Source organism: Psychrosphaera ytuae (genome assembly GCF_017638545.1).
Taxonomy (GTDB): Bacteria; Pseudomonadota; Gammaproteobacteria; order Enterobacterales; family Alteromonadaceae; genus Psychrosphaera; species Psychrosphaera ytuae.
This window is the reverse complement of record NZ_CP072110.1, coordinates 755,137-770,310: the sequence shown is the minus strand read 5'-3', so window position 1 is coordinate 770,310 and position 15,174 is coordinate 755,137. Positions and strand designations below refer to the sequence as shown.

Annotated in this window: 10 protein-coding genes and 2 pseudogenes; 6 read left to right on the top strand and 6 right to left on the bottom strand. The window is 35.9% G+C overall.

Annotated features, from left to right (window positions below; genetic code table 11):
* Positions 1–88: 88 nt before the first annotated feature.
* The 3 genes from J1N51_RS03465 to J1N51_RS03455 are packed head-to-tail and all read left to right on the top strand — an operon-like array spanning position 89 to position 4,066.
* Positions 89–1,324, top strand: a complete 1,236-nt coding sequence (locus J1N51_RS03465; RefSeq protein WP_208832598.1) for a metallophosphoesterase family protein — start codon at positions 89–91, stop codon at positions 1,322–1,324.
* Entirely contained in the window at positions 1,324–3,111 is a 1,788-nt protein-coding gene (locus J1N51_RS03460; RefSeq protein WP_208832597.1) for an ORC-CDC6 family AAA ATPase, read from the top strand. The genes J1N51_RS03465 and J1N51_RS03460 overlap by 1 nt, the downstream gene beginning before the upstream one ends.
* The gene (locus J1N51_RS03455) at positions 3,104–4,066 is read left to right on the top strand and encodes a hypothetical protein (RefSeq protein WP_208832596.1); all 963 of its coding nucleotides are present in this window, start codon (positions 3,104–3,106) and stop codon (positions 4,064–4,066) included. The genes J1N51_RS03460 and J1N51_RS03455 overlap by 8 nt, the downstream gene beginning before the upstream one ends.
* A gap of 415 nt (positions 4,067–4,481) precedes the next feature.
* On the opposite strand, the pseudogene J1N51_RS14790 reads toward J1N51_RS03455, so the two are convergent.
* Positions 4,482–4,592 (bottom strand): annotated as a pseudogene (locus J1N51_RS14790) (IS3 family transposase); the annotation flags it as partial.
* 52 nt (positions 4,593–4,644) lie between these two features.
* Between J1N51_RS14790 and J1N51_RS14830 the strand changes: the two are divergent.
* Positions 4,645–5,000: pseudogene (locus tag J1N51_RS14830) on the top strand (AbiTii domain-containing protein).
* A gap of 41 nt (positions 5,001–5,041) precedes the next feature.
* On the opposite strand, the gene J1N51_RS03445 reads toward J1N51_RS14830, so the two are convergent.
* The 3 genes from J1N51_RS03445 to J1N51_RS03435 all read right to left on the bottom strand — a co-directional run bounded on the left by J1N51_RS03445 (position 5,042) and on the right by J1N51_RS03435 (position 8,700).
* Positions 5,042–6,088 carry a hypothetical protein gene (locus tag J1N51_RS03445; protein WP_208832595.1) on the bottom strand — a complete coding sequence of 349 codons (1,047 nt, stop codon included), beginning with the start codon at positions 6,086–6,088 and terminating at the stop codon, positions 5,042–5,044.
* The gene (locus J1N51_RS03440) at positions 6,072–7,628 is read right to left on the bottom strand and encodes a hypothetical protein (protein WP_208832594.1); all 1,557 of its coding nucleotides are present in this window, start codon (positions 7,626–7,628) and stop codon (positions 6,072–6,074) included. Before J1N51_RS03440 ends, J1N51_RS03445 begins: the two co-directional genes overlap by 17 nt.
* Positions 7,629–8,388: 760 nt before the next feature.
* Positions 8,389–8,700, bottom strand: a complete 312-nt coding sequence (locus J1N51_RS03435; protein WP_208832593.1) for a DUF6957 family protein — start codon at positions 8,698–8,700, stop codon at positions 8,389–8,391.
* Between the two features lie 242 nt (positions 8,701–8,942).
* Here J1N51_RS03435 and J1N51_RS03430 point away from each other — a divergent pair, with 242 nt between their 5' ends.
* Both J1N51_RS03430 and J1N51_RS03425 read left to right on the top strand, forming a co-directional pair.
* The gene (locus tag J1N51_RS03430; RefSeq protein ID WP_208832592.1) at positions 8,943–9,098 is read left to right on the top strand and encodes a hypothetical protein; all 156 of its coding nucleotides are present in this window, start codon (positions 8,943–8,945) and stop codon (positions 9,096–9,098) included.
* A gap of 247 nt (positions 9,099–9,345) precedes the next feature.
* Complete coding sequence (locus J1N51_RS03425; RefSeq protein WP_208832591.1) at positions 9,346–11,628, top strand: ankyrin repeat domain-containing protein; 2,283 nt, start codon at positions 9,346–9,348, stop codon at positions 11,626–11,628.
* A 503-nt stretch (positions 11,629–12,131) separates the two neighbouring features.
* Here the strand turns inward: J1N51_RS03425 and J1N51_RS03420 are convergent.
* Together J1N51_RS03420 and J1N51_RS03415 are read right to left on the bottom strand one after the other, a co-directional pair.
* Positions 12,132–12,704, bottom strand: coding sequence for a hypothetical protein (locus J1N51_RS03420; protein WP_208832590.1), 573 nt, complete (start codon positions 12,702–12,704; stop codon positions 12,132–12,134).
* 337 nt (positions 12,705–13,041) lie between these two features.
* Positions 13,042–15,156, bottom strand: a complete 2,115-nt coding sequence (locus tag J1N51_RS03415) for a hypothetical protein (RefSeq protein WP_208832589.1) — start codon at positions 15,154–15,156, stop codon at positions 13,042–13,044.
* Positions 15,157–15,174 lie beyond the last annotated feature (18 nt).

The window sequence follows — 15,174 nt, the reverse complement described above, 5'->3', positions numbered from 1 at the left end:
AAGCTAACTACTTTATAATAGGTACTATTTTATTAATCGTTTGGTTATACTCAAACATCTAAAAGAAAAAAGCGATTTATTTATATTGATGAAAATAGCGATTATAAGTGATCTTCACATAGGTGATTATGCTCGAGCAAAGGACTTCACCCCCAATGATAGTGAACACTCTATCATTGATGATTATCTAGGTTCGTTTTCCAAAAAATTTTCAGACGACGAATATAAATGTGATGCCTTGTTAATAGCTGGTGATATAACGAATAAAGCTCAGTATGAAGAGTTTGAGTTAGCGGAGGAGAGAATTAAAGATATCGCTGATATATTGAAAGTCCCACATGATGCAATTTTTCTTACTCCCGGCAATCATGACTCAAACTGGGAACTAGGACGTTCAATAAAAAGCCAAGGCGTAAGTGACGAACAACAAATAAGAGAGGCTCGCTATCAACTTTTCAACGGTAACAAATTTATTAAAGACTTAAACAACCGTGCGACGTTTGGTCAATTTCACGTGTCGCCATACTGTGTACTATGGTGTAATAAAGATTTATCTGTTCTATCCTTCAATACTTCAGCCAATGATAATGACGAAAAAAACATTCATCATGGAGAAATTTCTCTTGAGTCAATTCAACAAATTAAAACTGAACTAGAAAAACACAAATCACTCTTTGAAGACAAAATAAAAGTTTTACTTTTTCATCACCATCCAGTTAATTATATAGAAAAAACTTTTTCAGATGTTGATCATAGTATTATGGCCAATGCCAATGCCTTGATTGAATTAGGTGCAGAGTATTGTTTTGATTTCTTAGTACATGGACATAAACATATTCCCCGATACAGCCACTTAATAACTGACGTTAGACATCCTATGAATATATTATGTGCCGGTAGTTTTGTTGCTAGATTAGATGATCGGTGGTTTGATGATGTAGGTAATGCGTTTCATATAATTGAAATTGATCAAAACTGTGCGGAGCAACAAATTCCGCAGGGAAGGATTTTAAGTTGGAGTCACTTTGTACAACACGGGTGGATTCAGAACAATTCAGAACGAGATTCTATCCCTCATGAATCAAGATTTGGCAGTAGCTATAACCGAAAGACACTAAAGCTGAAAATAAAGAATATAATTTTAGAGCTATTTTCAACAGAGCCGTATATAAAATGGACCGAAATCGAGTCACGAGATAAAGATATTAAATACAGTTCTTCTGTTGTGCTTTCATTAGTGCTCGAGGAACTAGAGAACGAATTGGATTTCATAGTGTATAAAGAACCAGAAATCATTTTGTTGAAGAAAGAAGGAGGAAAGTAATGAATAGAAATGTCTTCGAGTCGTCAAATGCAAGAGATATGACTAGCAAACAATTAGCCTCCGAGTTTATCTGGACTAACACATTTGAACGATTATTCTCCAAAAGAAACCATATAATTTTAGGTGCACGAGGCACTGGAAAAACAGCATTTGCAAAAATGTTAGCGTTTGATTCACTGTCACAATATAAAGACGATAGAGCCCAAAAGCTGATTAAAAAACGTTCCTTTGTTGCAACCTTCGTTTCTTTTAAACCTGAATTTTTAGCAAAGTTAAACTCCATAAAGGATGATAACCAGAAAAGCAATTTCTTTTTTGTCTGGGGAGTAAATTTATCTTCATGTAGTCGATTTTTAGAAATAGTTAAGCATTGTATAAAAAGCTATTCAAAATCAAATGTAGACGCAGTAATACACGAAAGAAACATATCGTTGAAACTGAGTAATCTATGGCTGGAAACTGAGCTCGAGTCTCTAGATAGACTGAGTGAGGCATTAACATCTTTAGAGTTTGAAAAGAATTTTTGTTTCAATAAAGCATCATTGGGCTTTGAATTAACAAATGATGATTTAAATATAGGAAAAAAGTTCCACACAGATCTATTTTCCCCAATAAAAATGGGGATAGATATATTGAAAAAAGAGTTGGAGTTTTCAGATGATACGACGTGGGCTGTATGTTTAGACGAGGCTGAAGTTCTTACCGAAGAACAATGGGTTTTAATCAATACTCAATTGAGAACATACACTGAAATTGTTTTTAAAATAACCACCATGCCCTATAAGCATAAAACTTTAAAAACAAATGTGGATGAATACTTAAACCCGAAGCATGATTTTGATTATTTGTATTTAGATAGATTGGGTACGATTGATAAGTCACAAAGGGATGCCGACAAAATCATTTTAGATTTTGCGGAGAAGCTTTTCAATAAAAAAGTCTCTAACTCTAAACTTTCTGGTTCCGGTATAACTTTGAAGTTTTTATTAGGTAGTTCAGATTTAACCGATAATGCATCAGAAATTATACCCAAGGATAAAATTATGGATTTTATTCGAAGGTATTGTAACCCTTCAACGATTGAACGAGCAGACAGGCTTTATAAAAGAAATCCAAATGGTAAAAGTTTTAGTGACGAGATAGAACGGAAAGTTAGACCTTTGCTTGTAATTAAAGATTACTTTGAGTCTACAACAGGCCAAGCTTATGCGGCCCCAAAGGTTTTTTCTGGCTTTGATGTTGCAATAAAATGTTGTGATGGAAATCCCAGAAAGTTAATTAACCTTTTTAATCGATTTATAACGTCGCAAAACAGTATGACTAGTTTCTTGCCAATAGAAAAAGGGAAGCAAGGACGGATTATTAAAAATTTCTCAATTTCCGAAATTGATTCGATAAGAGCTGAAGAAAATGGATTAGCTGCCGCCACCTTTTTAACTCAAATAGGCAATTATTTTAAATGGGCATTGCATAATGAAAAAATTGGAACAGAAATTAACATGTCCTTTGAGTTTGATATATCCGATAGAACAATATGGGAATCAATTAGAATTGCTGTTGATTTAGGGTTGCTCATCCCTCACATTACGACTGCAGATGGTGATGATAATATGCCTGTAATGTCAGGGCGCTTTCATCTATCAGGAAGTATAAGCCCACAGTTTTTCTTACCTCCAAGACGTGGTGGAGTTTTAAAATTGAGTACTATTTTAAAGAGAGTATCCAATAGTTCTATTAGGGCCATTGACCTAAAACCGATTGATCAGATGGAAATGTTTAATGAATGAATTTAGATTAAGTGATATATCCAGAAGAGACTTATTAGAAAGTAAATATGACTTAGCTATATTTTGCTGTGGCTATGAGCCAAGATGCACTTTTTTATCAGAAATATTAGATATTTCAAACATAAGTGATGCTATAGTGTTTTCTTATAATGAACATTCCGAGATGGCTCATCGAAAGTCTATCGATAATTTTTTTCTTAGAACTTACAGTAGTAAAAAGGTTTATTCAGTATCTTCGCTAGATATTCAAGCACAATTTACTCAGTTGAAAGATTGGTTTGAATCGAAAAAATTTGATTCACAGTCAAAGTTAAGGGTTTTGATTGACTATTCGTCAATGACCAAGTCTCTTTTATCTATAAGTGTTTTCTTCTTCTTGAAATTTATTCAAAGGAAATCAAAGCTTTCAGTTACAATAGACTTTTCTTATTCAGTAGGTGAATATCCTGATGTCAAAGAGCATAAGAATTTCTCTCAACCTATTGTATTGCAGGGCTGCGAAGGTTCGCCTTTAACTTATACAAAAAAATCAGCACTATTTTTACTTGGCTTTGACTCAGTTGGACCTCAAGTTATTTTTAACTCTTTAAATCCTGACAACAGCTATGGAATTTTTGCTTCACCTAGTGCAAAAGATAGCTATATTGATAACGTTCTTGCTTACAATTCAGAATTTATAGATTCTAATTTAGGAGGTAAGACTAAGTTGTTAGGACTTCCATTACCAAACGTGACAGTTTGTTTTGACTATATCAATCAAATAATCACTCCATTGAAAAAAGAAAGCAATATTTCTATCGCCTTGTTTGGACCTAAACCCCATGTTTTAGCTTCTATCCTAACAGCTAACTATCATCAAAACGTTACTTGTTTGTATTGCAAAGCGTTAGACGCTGAACCTAGGTTAGTGCAAGGTGTAGGTGAACTGGTGTTGACTAGGTTGAACTACGTATAGTTCTCGACTTTTTGCAGTCTGATGTACTGCATAAACCTCTACAACCCCGTCCGTATTAAAATACCTTTAATTGACTATTGAAATTTAATTACTTCAAATCGCTATTTGCCTATATTTAACATCGCAAAAGTCGTTTACTTTGTGGCTATAGCTAAATCTTATGAAAAAGTTCACAATGGATTTTCTCTCTACTTCAAGCAGTGCGGCGCAATTTACTTTCCTCAGAAACCTGTGCCTGTTAATATACAAAAAGCAAACCAAGGTAGAAAAATCAACTATGACAACAAACGTACAACTAATAAAAGCGATCCCCAAAAAGCGTCATTTTGAAGCCATCAGATCAATGATAGATGCGCAGCCCACACCTGAACCAATATTCCTATACAAACCGGCACATTGGTAAGACTCTAATTATCTAGACAGATTCCAGCTCCTGAAAATAACGTTTATCATATTCGTTTGGAGAAACGCCACCATTTGTACCATGATTTCTTTTGGGATTGTAGAAGTACTCAATGTAATCAAATGGATATCCGGATAGGAATACTCTACCTGATTATAGAGTTTTGCCAGCGCAAGTGTTGGTAAATGCGTCGAATGGCGCGTATCGAGCCACGGCACAGCATATTTCAATGGGTCACTTAGAAGAGGAGTATAGGTCGTCTTTAGAAACTGCTAGGATGGATAAGTCGTTGGATGTTCTTGATAGGTTCAGTGAAAAAATAAAGGTAAGCTGCAGGCTCATATTCCAAAGGAAGCTTACAGTTTATTTGGTAAAGGACTAGGAAATGGATATCAAATCGAAAAAGCTTGTTCTGATATAAGCATTGATTCAGTTTTGCAGATTATCACTCAAGTTCGCTCTCGATTATTAGATTTTACCCTTGAACTAAAATATCAGTTTCCTGAAGAGCTAACTGAACAGGAAGTCTAATGCACGACATACATAATGGTTCTAAAAACGCCCTAGTTTATCTAAAGTAACGCTTTGAATCTTTCATAGGCCCTTAAAAGCTCAGCGTCATTCATATAGTAATTCATTGAGTTTATTGAAAATAAAATGTCCTTCAACTTTGATAACTGGTGTGAACTCAAACGAATGTTAATCATTTTCTCCACAATCCGTCTATCGGAGCATATTGAGAATAAAAGGTTCTTACTTGGTGAATCTTGTAGGAGATATTGAGCGCCACTTGAAATTTTTTCTTTGCAAAATATAGAGGACACTCTTGAATATATATTACCGAAGTCTCTCTCATAGGACTTTAAGAAATCGTCAAGCGAATCTAAATTTGGTTGCGAATGAAAACTTATACTATCGGGCAACGTTCCTCTCTCTGACGCCCTCGCCAAAGATGTCCCTACAAAATCAACCTTACATGCCAAAGCAAGCTCACGGACTTTGTTTTCCTCAAAAGAATCCGCGTGAATGTGAAGTTCACACTCTCCAAATTGTTTCACTTTCGACGTTATTTCGATTACCTTTTCGGGATCAAAATTTGTTCCTAAAGAGTTGCATAAAATTACAGAGCGGAATCCAATTTGAAGAGCAAATGAGGCAATGTTAGTCGAATTTTCTATCCAGCCAACTTCATCGGAAATAGAGTCCACAAGAGCCAAATCAATCGGGACAGAGCTAAGCTGTGAAGACCAATACGCAATCAACTCTTTTAGCTGAATCTTTATAGATTCTAGGTCGCATCCAAGCAATCGTTTACTTAATCTTTCGCTTGAGGGAATCCAAATGTTAGCTGATGTAAAGCGAGTATAATCATTAAGTGTTGAGATTAATATATCTAGGCTCTCCCTGGAAGCGACTCCAGTAACACACATCTCCTCAGTTCCGTAGCATTGCTCAATAATATCTAAACATTTAGCCTTTTGGCCTTTAGATATAGAGGGATAACCGATATTGAATCTAGCGCCGCTAAATGTTTCTACAAGATGTTTATAGTGTTCGCCACAAAGTTGTGGATGTGCAGCAAGTCCATCACGTCTGAATTCCTCACGAATCTTGAACACCAGCGTAAACCCTAAGCATTTGTTGAAGCTTTTCTAGACCATCAACTTTGTTGACGATAGTATCGGATTGGTTTCTTAGGTATTCGATTTCGTTTTTTAAACAAGTATTGTACCCTTCTAATCGGTTCATTTTACCTTGAAAATATTCAAGTGAGTTGTGAAAACACCATCGCCAAGCATAGTCAATAAATTGGTCAAGGCTTTCACCTTCATTGACTGGAACAGGGGTATAACGATATGACATTTTACCACCAAACTCGCTCCATTTTCTTCCATCGAGTGTCCTCGTACGAATCCTCTCTAAACAATAAGATACGCCATAATTGCCATCTATTAGTTCATTAATTTTAAATTGTTCTACCGTCAGGTAGTCAGATAAACTGCCATGAAAATCTAGGTGTTTGTTGAGTCTGTCTCTACTTGAAAATGGTGAACATTGATTAACTGTAGATGCGTCGTGAATCATAACTTGGATAGGAAATGAGTAGTCACTGTTCGGTTTCACAGGTGCCGCCAGGTCATATAATTCAAAATTAGTTTCTTTAAGAGAAAATATTCCAATAATTTCATCAATCTCTGCGATACATTTGTTATATACCGCTTGAGTAACCTCATCAAAAACAATCACCAAATCTAGGTCATTCGGTATGCAGTCTCCACCATCTAAAACACTTCCTATTACTGAAAAGCAACGTAGGCGAGCTTTCAGTTCAGGAGTTCTTCTGAAGTTTTTTGAAATAGCATAAGCAATTGATAGCAAGTACCTTTTTTTATCTTCCCAGAAGTGTTCTTTTGCAGCCTCTAAACGCTGCTCAACAGAGTCAAAAGCATTTTTATCAAGAGTTGATTTTTGAATTTCTGCTAAATGTTCTTTAACCATGGATGCTAGCTCTGAGTTTTCTTTGATAGATAACCCAGTAGTAGATGAGGGAACCTGGAGTCCATTTGCAATGTGATGAAACTGAGGTAGTGTAACCACTACATTATTGTCAATAACGGTATAGTTTGTTGTCGGTGAGTCTACAGCGTCATTGTATGATTGAAAGACATATAAATTGAGATTAGCGCCATACTTTTCCTTCAGCTTTACGCAATGTGTACAAAAGTACAAATCAACAGGCGAACTTATTGGTAGAATCCTGTCTACTTTTGGGCGTTTTTCCGCGGCAAGTTCTAACCAACTATTTAAATGGTCTTCATTGCCCGCAACTAGGTTAGTACCCATATAAGTTTGAGATAACTTTTTTGGAATCTTGGCCAAAATTGAGGCAATTTCCTCAGTGACATCATCTGAATTATGAAGTAATTTATATCCATTAAAATTACCTAAAACCCCTGAGTCAGGTTGGTTATCATTATCATTCAAGATTGGAATTGACTTCTTGGGTGCTGCTTTACCAGACAACTTGAAAACCCCCTTTAAGAGGTCAATATCAAATTCCGATATGCGGTCCTTTAGTACATAAAATATTACTAAGGCAGCTAGCACCACGAGAGAAGTAATGATTACCCAGTTATCATTAAGGCTTAAATCTTCCATTATTTTTCCTTCTGAAACCCATGAGCACTGCACTAGTTTTTAGAATAAACTGCGAATCATGTAAATCCATCGAGTAAGTACTACCTTGCCTAACTTTGAGTGAAAAGGCAATGTCGCAACGAAATTTTCGTGCCAATTGAAAACTGTTCTGAGCGCGATGGTAGGTCAGAATATAATCACGCGAATTAACCACCCTTCAGGCTAGTTAATTTCGGAACAGGTGTTTCTCGACGACAAACCTACGAACTCTCGCTTTGCTACTATATATGAGTATGTATACAGTCTTTCATATGAATGCCAGCAAGCTAGTAAAGCGACTCTGTATGCAAAGTAGGCAAACACCGCCAAATTATTGAAAGTCCATTGTTTGTCTGAAACAGTATGTCAGGTCAAATCATAATCAGTAGCATACAATGTCAGATTTGATATGTTTTTTACTAAACATTATTCTGTTAACAACAAGCTATTTTGTAGCGATATGTCTCTGCAGGCCCTGTCACAAACTTAATTAATTTTTTCAAGCCTCGATCTGATCGAAATCCTCAGTTTGTCACAATCGTTATTAATTTTTGGCTCCGAGCAAGCCCACTAATGGCCGAGTTCGTTGTCATAAACTTAATTCATTCTGGTCAGGATTGTTGATCTCATGAAATAAGTCGTTTAATACTTAATATCGTAGCTAAAAATAGACAAACTTCGGTTTGTCTATTTTTTATAATTAAAAAAGTTGTCTGATCTTTTGGATCTGAATCAAAAATACCTAGTGTTGCTTGTTAATGCCGGTGGAGTTTAAGTACTTAATTTCCTGAGGACTAAAACCTTGCCGCAACAAACCAATGTCTGTTATTGATATGTGACTTTTTACCCCTTCACCTAAAAGTCGATAAATATTACCGCTAACAGTTTCAATTAACTGGTTGTGAGATTTTACGATCCGAGATGTACGAATGTAATCTCCCTTAATGAATCGTCTCGTCGAGTCATCAACACATATTCCCCATAACACTTCTCCTACGATAGCACCATTGTCTAAAACAGAAACTATTTGCCAGTCTTCTACATTAGTTTTCATGTTTATGCCTTTAAAGAACGTCATAGATAATAGTAGCTAGAAACGGTTTGAAACTGTACTAGAAGCTTGCTAGAAAGCTTATTGATTCTAAATGAATGGCCAAGAGGAAGTCATAAGCCATTGTTTTTATTGAAATTGTAAAAAATGAAATTTTTCCGCCACATGGATTACCGCGAACATCTGAGTTGTTAGTTAAAGTTGGGATCGTCCAATGTCGGACGGAAAACAAAAGGTGATTAACAATGTCATTAGTAACAGTATCAAATAACTCAAATCAAAGCTCTGGTAATAATCGTGGCCCTTCTTCACATCCGGGACCGGGCGGCAACTGGCCCAGCACAACAGGTGGTAAGTCTGGTGGTGGTCGTGGGAATGCGCCAGTAAAAGGTGGTAAATAAGAAGGAAGCGAGGGCGTGTTAAACGCCCTCTATTTATTTATGAAAAAATACAGTAGCGATAAAGATATAAATAAATTAGTTACCAGAATGTGTAAAATAGGCTGGCGATTTATTAATAGAAAAAAGCATGGGGCTTTGATAACCCCAAATGGAAAGAAAATAACAGTACCTTCATCACCAAGTGATAGAAGAGCATTTAAAAATTTCTCCAACGATATTAGAACCATTATTTGCAGGGAGCGCAACTATGTCTGAATTTCCGTATCCAACTCACATAGAGACTTTGAGAACCTTTGCAAAGGTTTTAGGTGTAAAAGCTGGTAATAAATATCTTGATGATAAAGCCAAGGATAAAACCGCTGATTATCGTTTGATAGATGAATTTTCCAAGGAGGTTTTTGATTACTTATCAAAAACATTTGGCAACGAAATTAGTGCAATATTCAAGCAAGGGTTTCATGGGTATTTAACGGAATACATGACTCATGTATCAATCATTAGCGCTGACGGATTATCTCGAACAGACATAGGATTATCGCTTTGTAAGACGTTACTAAGCAAACATGTCGTAAATACAATCGATAGTGCGTTGAGATTAGTTTCAAGTAAAAAGCCATTAAGCGTAGTCTTCTTTTCATATCATGAAACCTGTACATCACAAATACTCAATTGGTTAGAAGAAAATGAAAGAGGTTGGGAGTCCTTTTACAAGTCTCTGGAAAAAGAAAACAAAGCAAAAGTTAAAGCTTGGAAAGATGGTGAACATAAACCAGACGTTCAATCATTAGTCTTCCTGCAATCATGGTCACAAGGTCCTTGGCCCGAACATATTGACTGGCAAAAAGTGAGAGTACTACTTTTTATTGCGTCAATTATTGACCGTACAGCTAAGGAAGAAGGCAGCTCTTTGTTGATAGATGAGTGCCGATTGTTTTCGTGGGGAGCAAAGCCCACCTATGAATTTAGTCAACTAATTCAATCACATCAACAAGACTATAAGGATAGGATTAGTTATTTACTGCCATTGGTCGAAGAAATTCAACAGGGGTTGAAGCGAACTATTGTTAAAAACGAAGGACAATTCGAATATTTTAAAACCGCAATAGATAAACTTGAGCAACAACTATCTCCCGAAGAGCATAAATCTCACTTTGCATATTGGGTACAGTGGCACAAAGCTAGGATGTATGTCTTGAATGGCCAGCTTGAAGAAGCTAATGCGCTTTATAAATTAGGTTTTGATGGGGGGTTATATAGAGCTGGTATTAATCAAAAGTATATAATTGAAGAGGCAATAGTTGTCGCGGCAAGCCAAGAAAAGCCGGATAAAGTCTTTTTAAAACACTTAAAGAACGCATTGCTGATGTTCAACTATGATATTCCTTCAGTTCAAAGTTGCGAATCATCGAATAAATTTTCTGACATCATTGAAGATTGGGAAGTACAAATCTGGAGATCTTCGTTTTATAAAGTTTTCCCCAAAGCCGGAATGTTTCCAGAAGCAAAGACTCCAGAAATTGCGGCTAAAATTGGAATTAATGTTGTTACAGATATTGATGAGATAAAACCAGATTATCGACACCCGAATAGAAAGCTGAAAATTGGAGAAACTTGGAAGAAAACATACCCTCAGTTGGTTTGGTTTGCTCAAATGGAAAAAAGTGATGTAGTCAAAAAGCTCCTAAAGCAAGGTGCTAATGTTAATCTTACCAGTAGCTCAGGTGATACTGCTATTTTAATGGCTTTGGAGGCTTTAAACTTAAGAGCGGTGCCATTTAGATCTTTAGACGACTCTCTGTTTAATCTACTATCAGAATATCCTCACAGTGAAGAAACTATGAACCGTTGTACTGACAAAAAGCGTCTACAGCCTCTTATATCGGCGGTTCAATCTGGTAGACCTGATATTGTTGATAAAGTTTTAGCTATGGGGGCAAACGTTAATAATAGAGGTTTAACTGACAATCAAACCGCATTGAATGCCTGTATAAAGATGATTGGTATAGCTAAGGACCCAAAGCGTTATTGGTCCAGTGTTCTTCAAATGCAGTTAACTCCGGAGGTGTTAGATTCGATTAGGAGGGAGAACTCAGGCATGACGGGTTTCACTCTGGAGGATCAGCTACAATTTCTTTTAACTCAAAACTCAAACCCTAAGTTTCGACAAATGTCACACTCATTAATTGGATTAATGTCAGAGAAGCTAGATACGAGAATCGACATTGCAAAAATGAGATTGATTGCGAGTCAATTAATTGAAGTTGGTGCAGATGTTAATGCTGAACACGTTGCACCGATCAAAGGTTATACCCCACTGATGCTGGCCGCAGAACTGGATGAAGTCGATTTATTCAACAAAATGCTAAGTAATGGAGGGGAACCAAGGAAAACATATTATGTTAACAATACAGGCGAAGATGTTGATTGCTGGCGAATCGCAGAGCACTTTGGTAGCAAAGACGTACTAGCTACTTTAAAAGATATTGAGGGCTATTTTCCAGAAAACATTAGTCAGTGCAATTATCATTAACGTTGCTACTTTGTTTAATTTTAAAAAGTCTTTATTCAAACAAAAAACTCAATTCTCTTTTTCGTGAAAAGCAATAGGTAATTACCAACAAAATATATAATAGATAAGAGCTTTGGAGGTCATGGTTGGATCACTAAAGCATTAGTAAAGATGCCATTGTGTTGGCGTTACTACCGAAGGCTAAAAGCGAAATTTGAAATCAAAGAGGGTAATAAAGATGTATAAAAAAATGAAAGCGATACCACCATCGAGATAGACGATGACTTAATTTCATCTGCGAAAGCATATCTTGAGAAACTACCTAAAACACCAACTCAATTAATCGAGTATTGGACGTATCTTGGTAAAGCTGTAGCTGAACAGTTGACGGAACATGAACAGTTGTTGTTGATGTCGGGGGCGGCCGACGTAACTTTAGAGAATAAAGTGGGAAAAACCTAGTCAGAACGTCAAGATGTTTTTCTACTCATCTTCACTTATTGGCTATCTGACGGATTAACCTACTATTCGTTCAACCCCGCGTTTATCGCAGCGCATACAAAAAGGAGAATAATTGCTGCAACATAGGGAGTATAGAAGTGGAGTTTTTTATAAAATGAGCCTTCAAAAACTTCTTTTAAAAAAAGTTTGTAGCACAAAATAGCTATCAAAGAATAAATACCTGCCACGTATAGCTTATTAACGAAGATGATTGGGTATGCAAAGAAAATGAATAAAGTCAGGCTTATAAGCGTTATTTTCGTAAGATCTTTCCATTCATATTTTAAATCCCTGTCATATGCCCAACTTCTTAAAATAGAGCTACAAATAACGGCTAATAATGTAAGGCCATTTGCACGGCTTTCTGAAACGTTTATATCAAATGATGAAAAAGCAGCGATGAGAGGCTCAATGAGTATTGTGCGATAAAATTCAAAACCATCTTTTAAGAACCCTTTCCACTGAATAACTGAATGTTTGATTCCGGCTATACTATTTAGAGAGAGAAAGGTAGATAGAACGAGAAAAAGCCTTCCAAATGAAGATAATTTCCCCCAAGCATGCTTAGCTGCTTTAACGTCGTCTATTAACGCCAAATTGTTACCTCCTTTCTTTAGACTTGTTATCGAAATTAGTTTTACTTATGCTGTTCAAATACACATTAATAAAAATAGGAAGTAGAATCGCCAGAAAGTATTGCCGTTACCACCCAACTCGTTAAACGGTTTATTATAATGATGGCTTCCTATAGTATTGACTATTACTCCTTCTGATTAAACGACTTATATCATTGGATCAATTGTAGTTGCTTAATTATTAATTGAGTAATTTCATAATTAGAAAAGCGAACCATTAAGGTTCGCTTTTTTGCTTATATAGATGCGTAACTGTTAAGTTTCATAACCTTTATGCTTTTGTGAGATAAATTGTTAATTAAAAAAATAGATATGAGAACGTAACTCCCCACACCTTATCATCTATTAGTTTTAATCCTTCGGGTGGTTTACCATACCATTTTTTGTAGATATCTAACTTCAACTGGTCTGCAACGTAATATGAAAATGACCAGCCTTTATAACTGTGAGTGTCATTAATCGAATTACTATTCGATATGGAACCAAAGCTTGCAAGATCAGCGTATTTGACAGTTGAATCTGTGGTTTGTCTTAATTCCGAGTTTATAGTCTGCTCTAGCTCTATATGCGTTCTACCTCGGGTAAAATTTAAATCAAAATTGGCTATTTTGTCTTTAAACCATCCGCGCTTATTGAACCAGGGTATACGCTCATAGTTTTCTCTGAGAAACCCAAGCACCTTTATGTTTAAGTTCGCATCAAAGTCGACTTTGTGTCGCCAGTCAATGGTAGATTTTGCGAGGTATATAGTCGGTTCTAACGCAGGTTGGCCATCTTCAGGTGGTGGACCTTCCACTGATATTGATTGGATAGGGAGTATAGTTTGATAAGACTCATCTATATTGGGTATCGTTAGATTCAAATCTAAATAGGCCATTGTGATAACAATTGAAGGGCTTAAATCTTGAACGTCAGGCAACATTTCATTAATTTCAACTGAAAGGCTGGGTGAATCAGGTCCCAATAGTTCTTCCAGAAGAATATCATTAGAAGAGTTATACATCAGCTTGGGAGTACTGAACATTGTCAAACCAAGACCAACGTTAAACCTTGCTGTCGCGTTATATTTAGCAAAAAACCGTTGACTGTGTTGCATAAAGTTTGTGCGTTTGGCTCTAGTCTCAACTGGATCAGAGTTCGGGTTTGTAATGATTCCATTTAATTCTCGTAGTAGTTGATCGATATCATCAATTTCAACTTCAAGGTTTTTATTCTGAAACCACGAGTCGTCATAGGTTTTGTTGAGTGTTGTTTTGACCGTATCTTCAAGTTGAGGTAGTTTTTCGCAAAACTCAATATCTGAGGTTGATAAATTGTTGTAAGCAATTTTTAAAGTAACAAGTGAATTATATTCCTCATTAAGTGCTGTAAACTCCTTGTTGAGAGTATTGTCAGCTTCAATGTCTTTCTTTTTAATTTCTTTTTCAACTTGTGTTAATTTTTCTTTAATTTCATTTATATTTGGATCTAGTGAGTTACTAAAGAAACCAGTCTTTTTTTGAACTTCACTCACGACACTACAACTCATTGTTGGCGCTTTTAACATCTCAATAGCAATATTAGTGTTTCGTTGTAACACTTTGAGCTTTTGCCTGAATATTGCAATTTGCGTTGAACGTTGATCAAGTATGTCTTTTATGACTTTTGCGTTAGCATTCATAACGCCGCTGTCATCAATAAACTTATCCAGAATTTCTTTTGGGCTTGGAGATTTTTCTAGATCAATTTTCGCAGGCATTAGCTTTTCTATAGAATTTAAATCGGCAAGTACGACATTGCTTATTGACTCTAATTTTTTTACATCACTAATGAATTCAACTAGGTTCTCCCTCTCTCGAGTTAGTTCAGTATGCAACGCAGTTAGGCACTTCACCTTATTTTCTTTGTTAAGCTCATTGTTTATTAGACAAAGTTTATTTAGTTTTACTTTTGTCTTATTTACTGAAGTGTTTAGTGCATCAAGTGACTGCTTGGTAGAAGATTTTTTGTCTTTTAAACCAGCCATTTGCATTTCTTGTTCTGCTATTGTTTGCCTGACACCTTTTATTTCCTCTGCTTTTTCTTGAGTGGGTGAATCTAGCAACTCTTCCATAAGTTTGGCAGAGTTACCTTCAAGCTTTTTAATACTTGACTCTTTGGTCTCAATCTCTTTTTCAAGATTTGTGATAACGCTCTTGTAGCTAGACTCTAACTTAAATAAAGAATTATCTTTTTTACATTCTATAGCACGACTAACTTTATTAAGATGAGTTATTGCAGACGTTAATTGGTCTACCGTTATTTCTTTTCCAGTTTCAAAAAACGGCTCAGTTCTATTTTGATAAATATCGGTTTGGCAGAGTTGAATTTCTTCGGCTTGAGCTATGTGCGTGACCCCGAGTACTATAAAAACTATGATTTTGCAGATCTTCATATAACGTCCCTATTATTT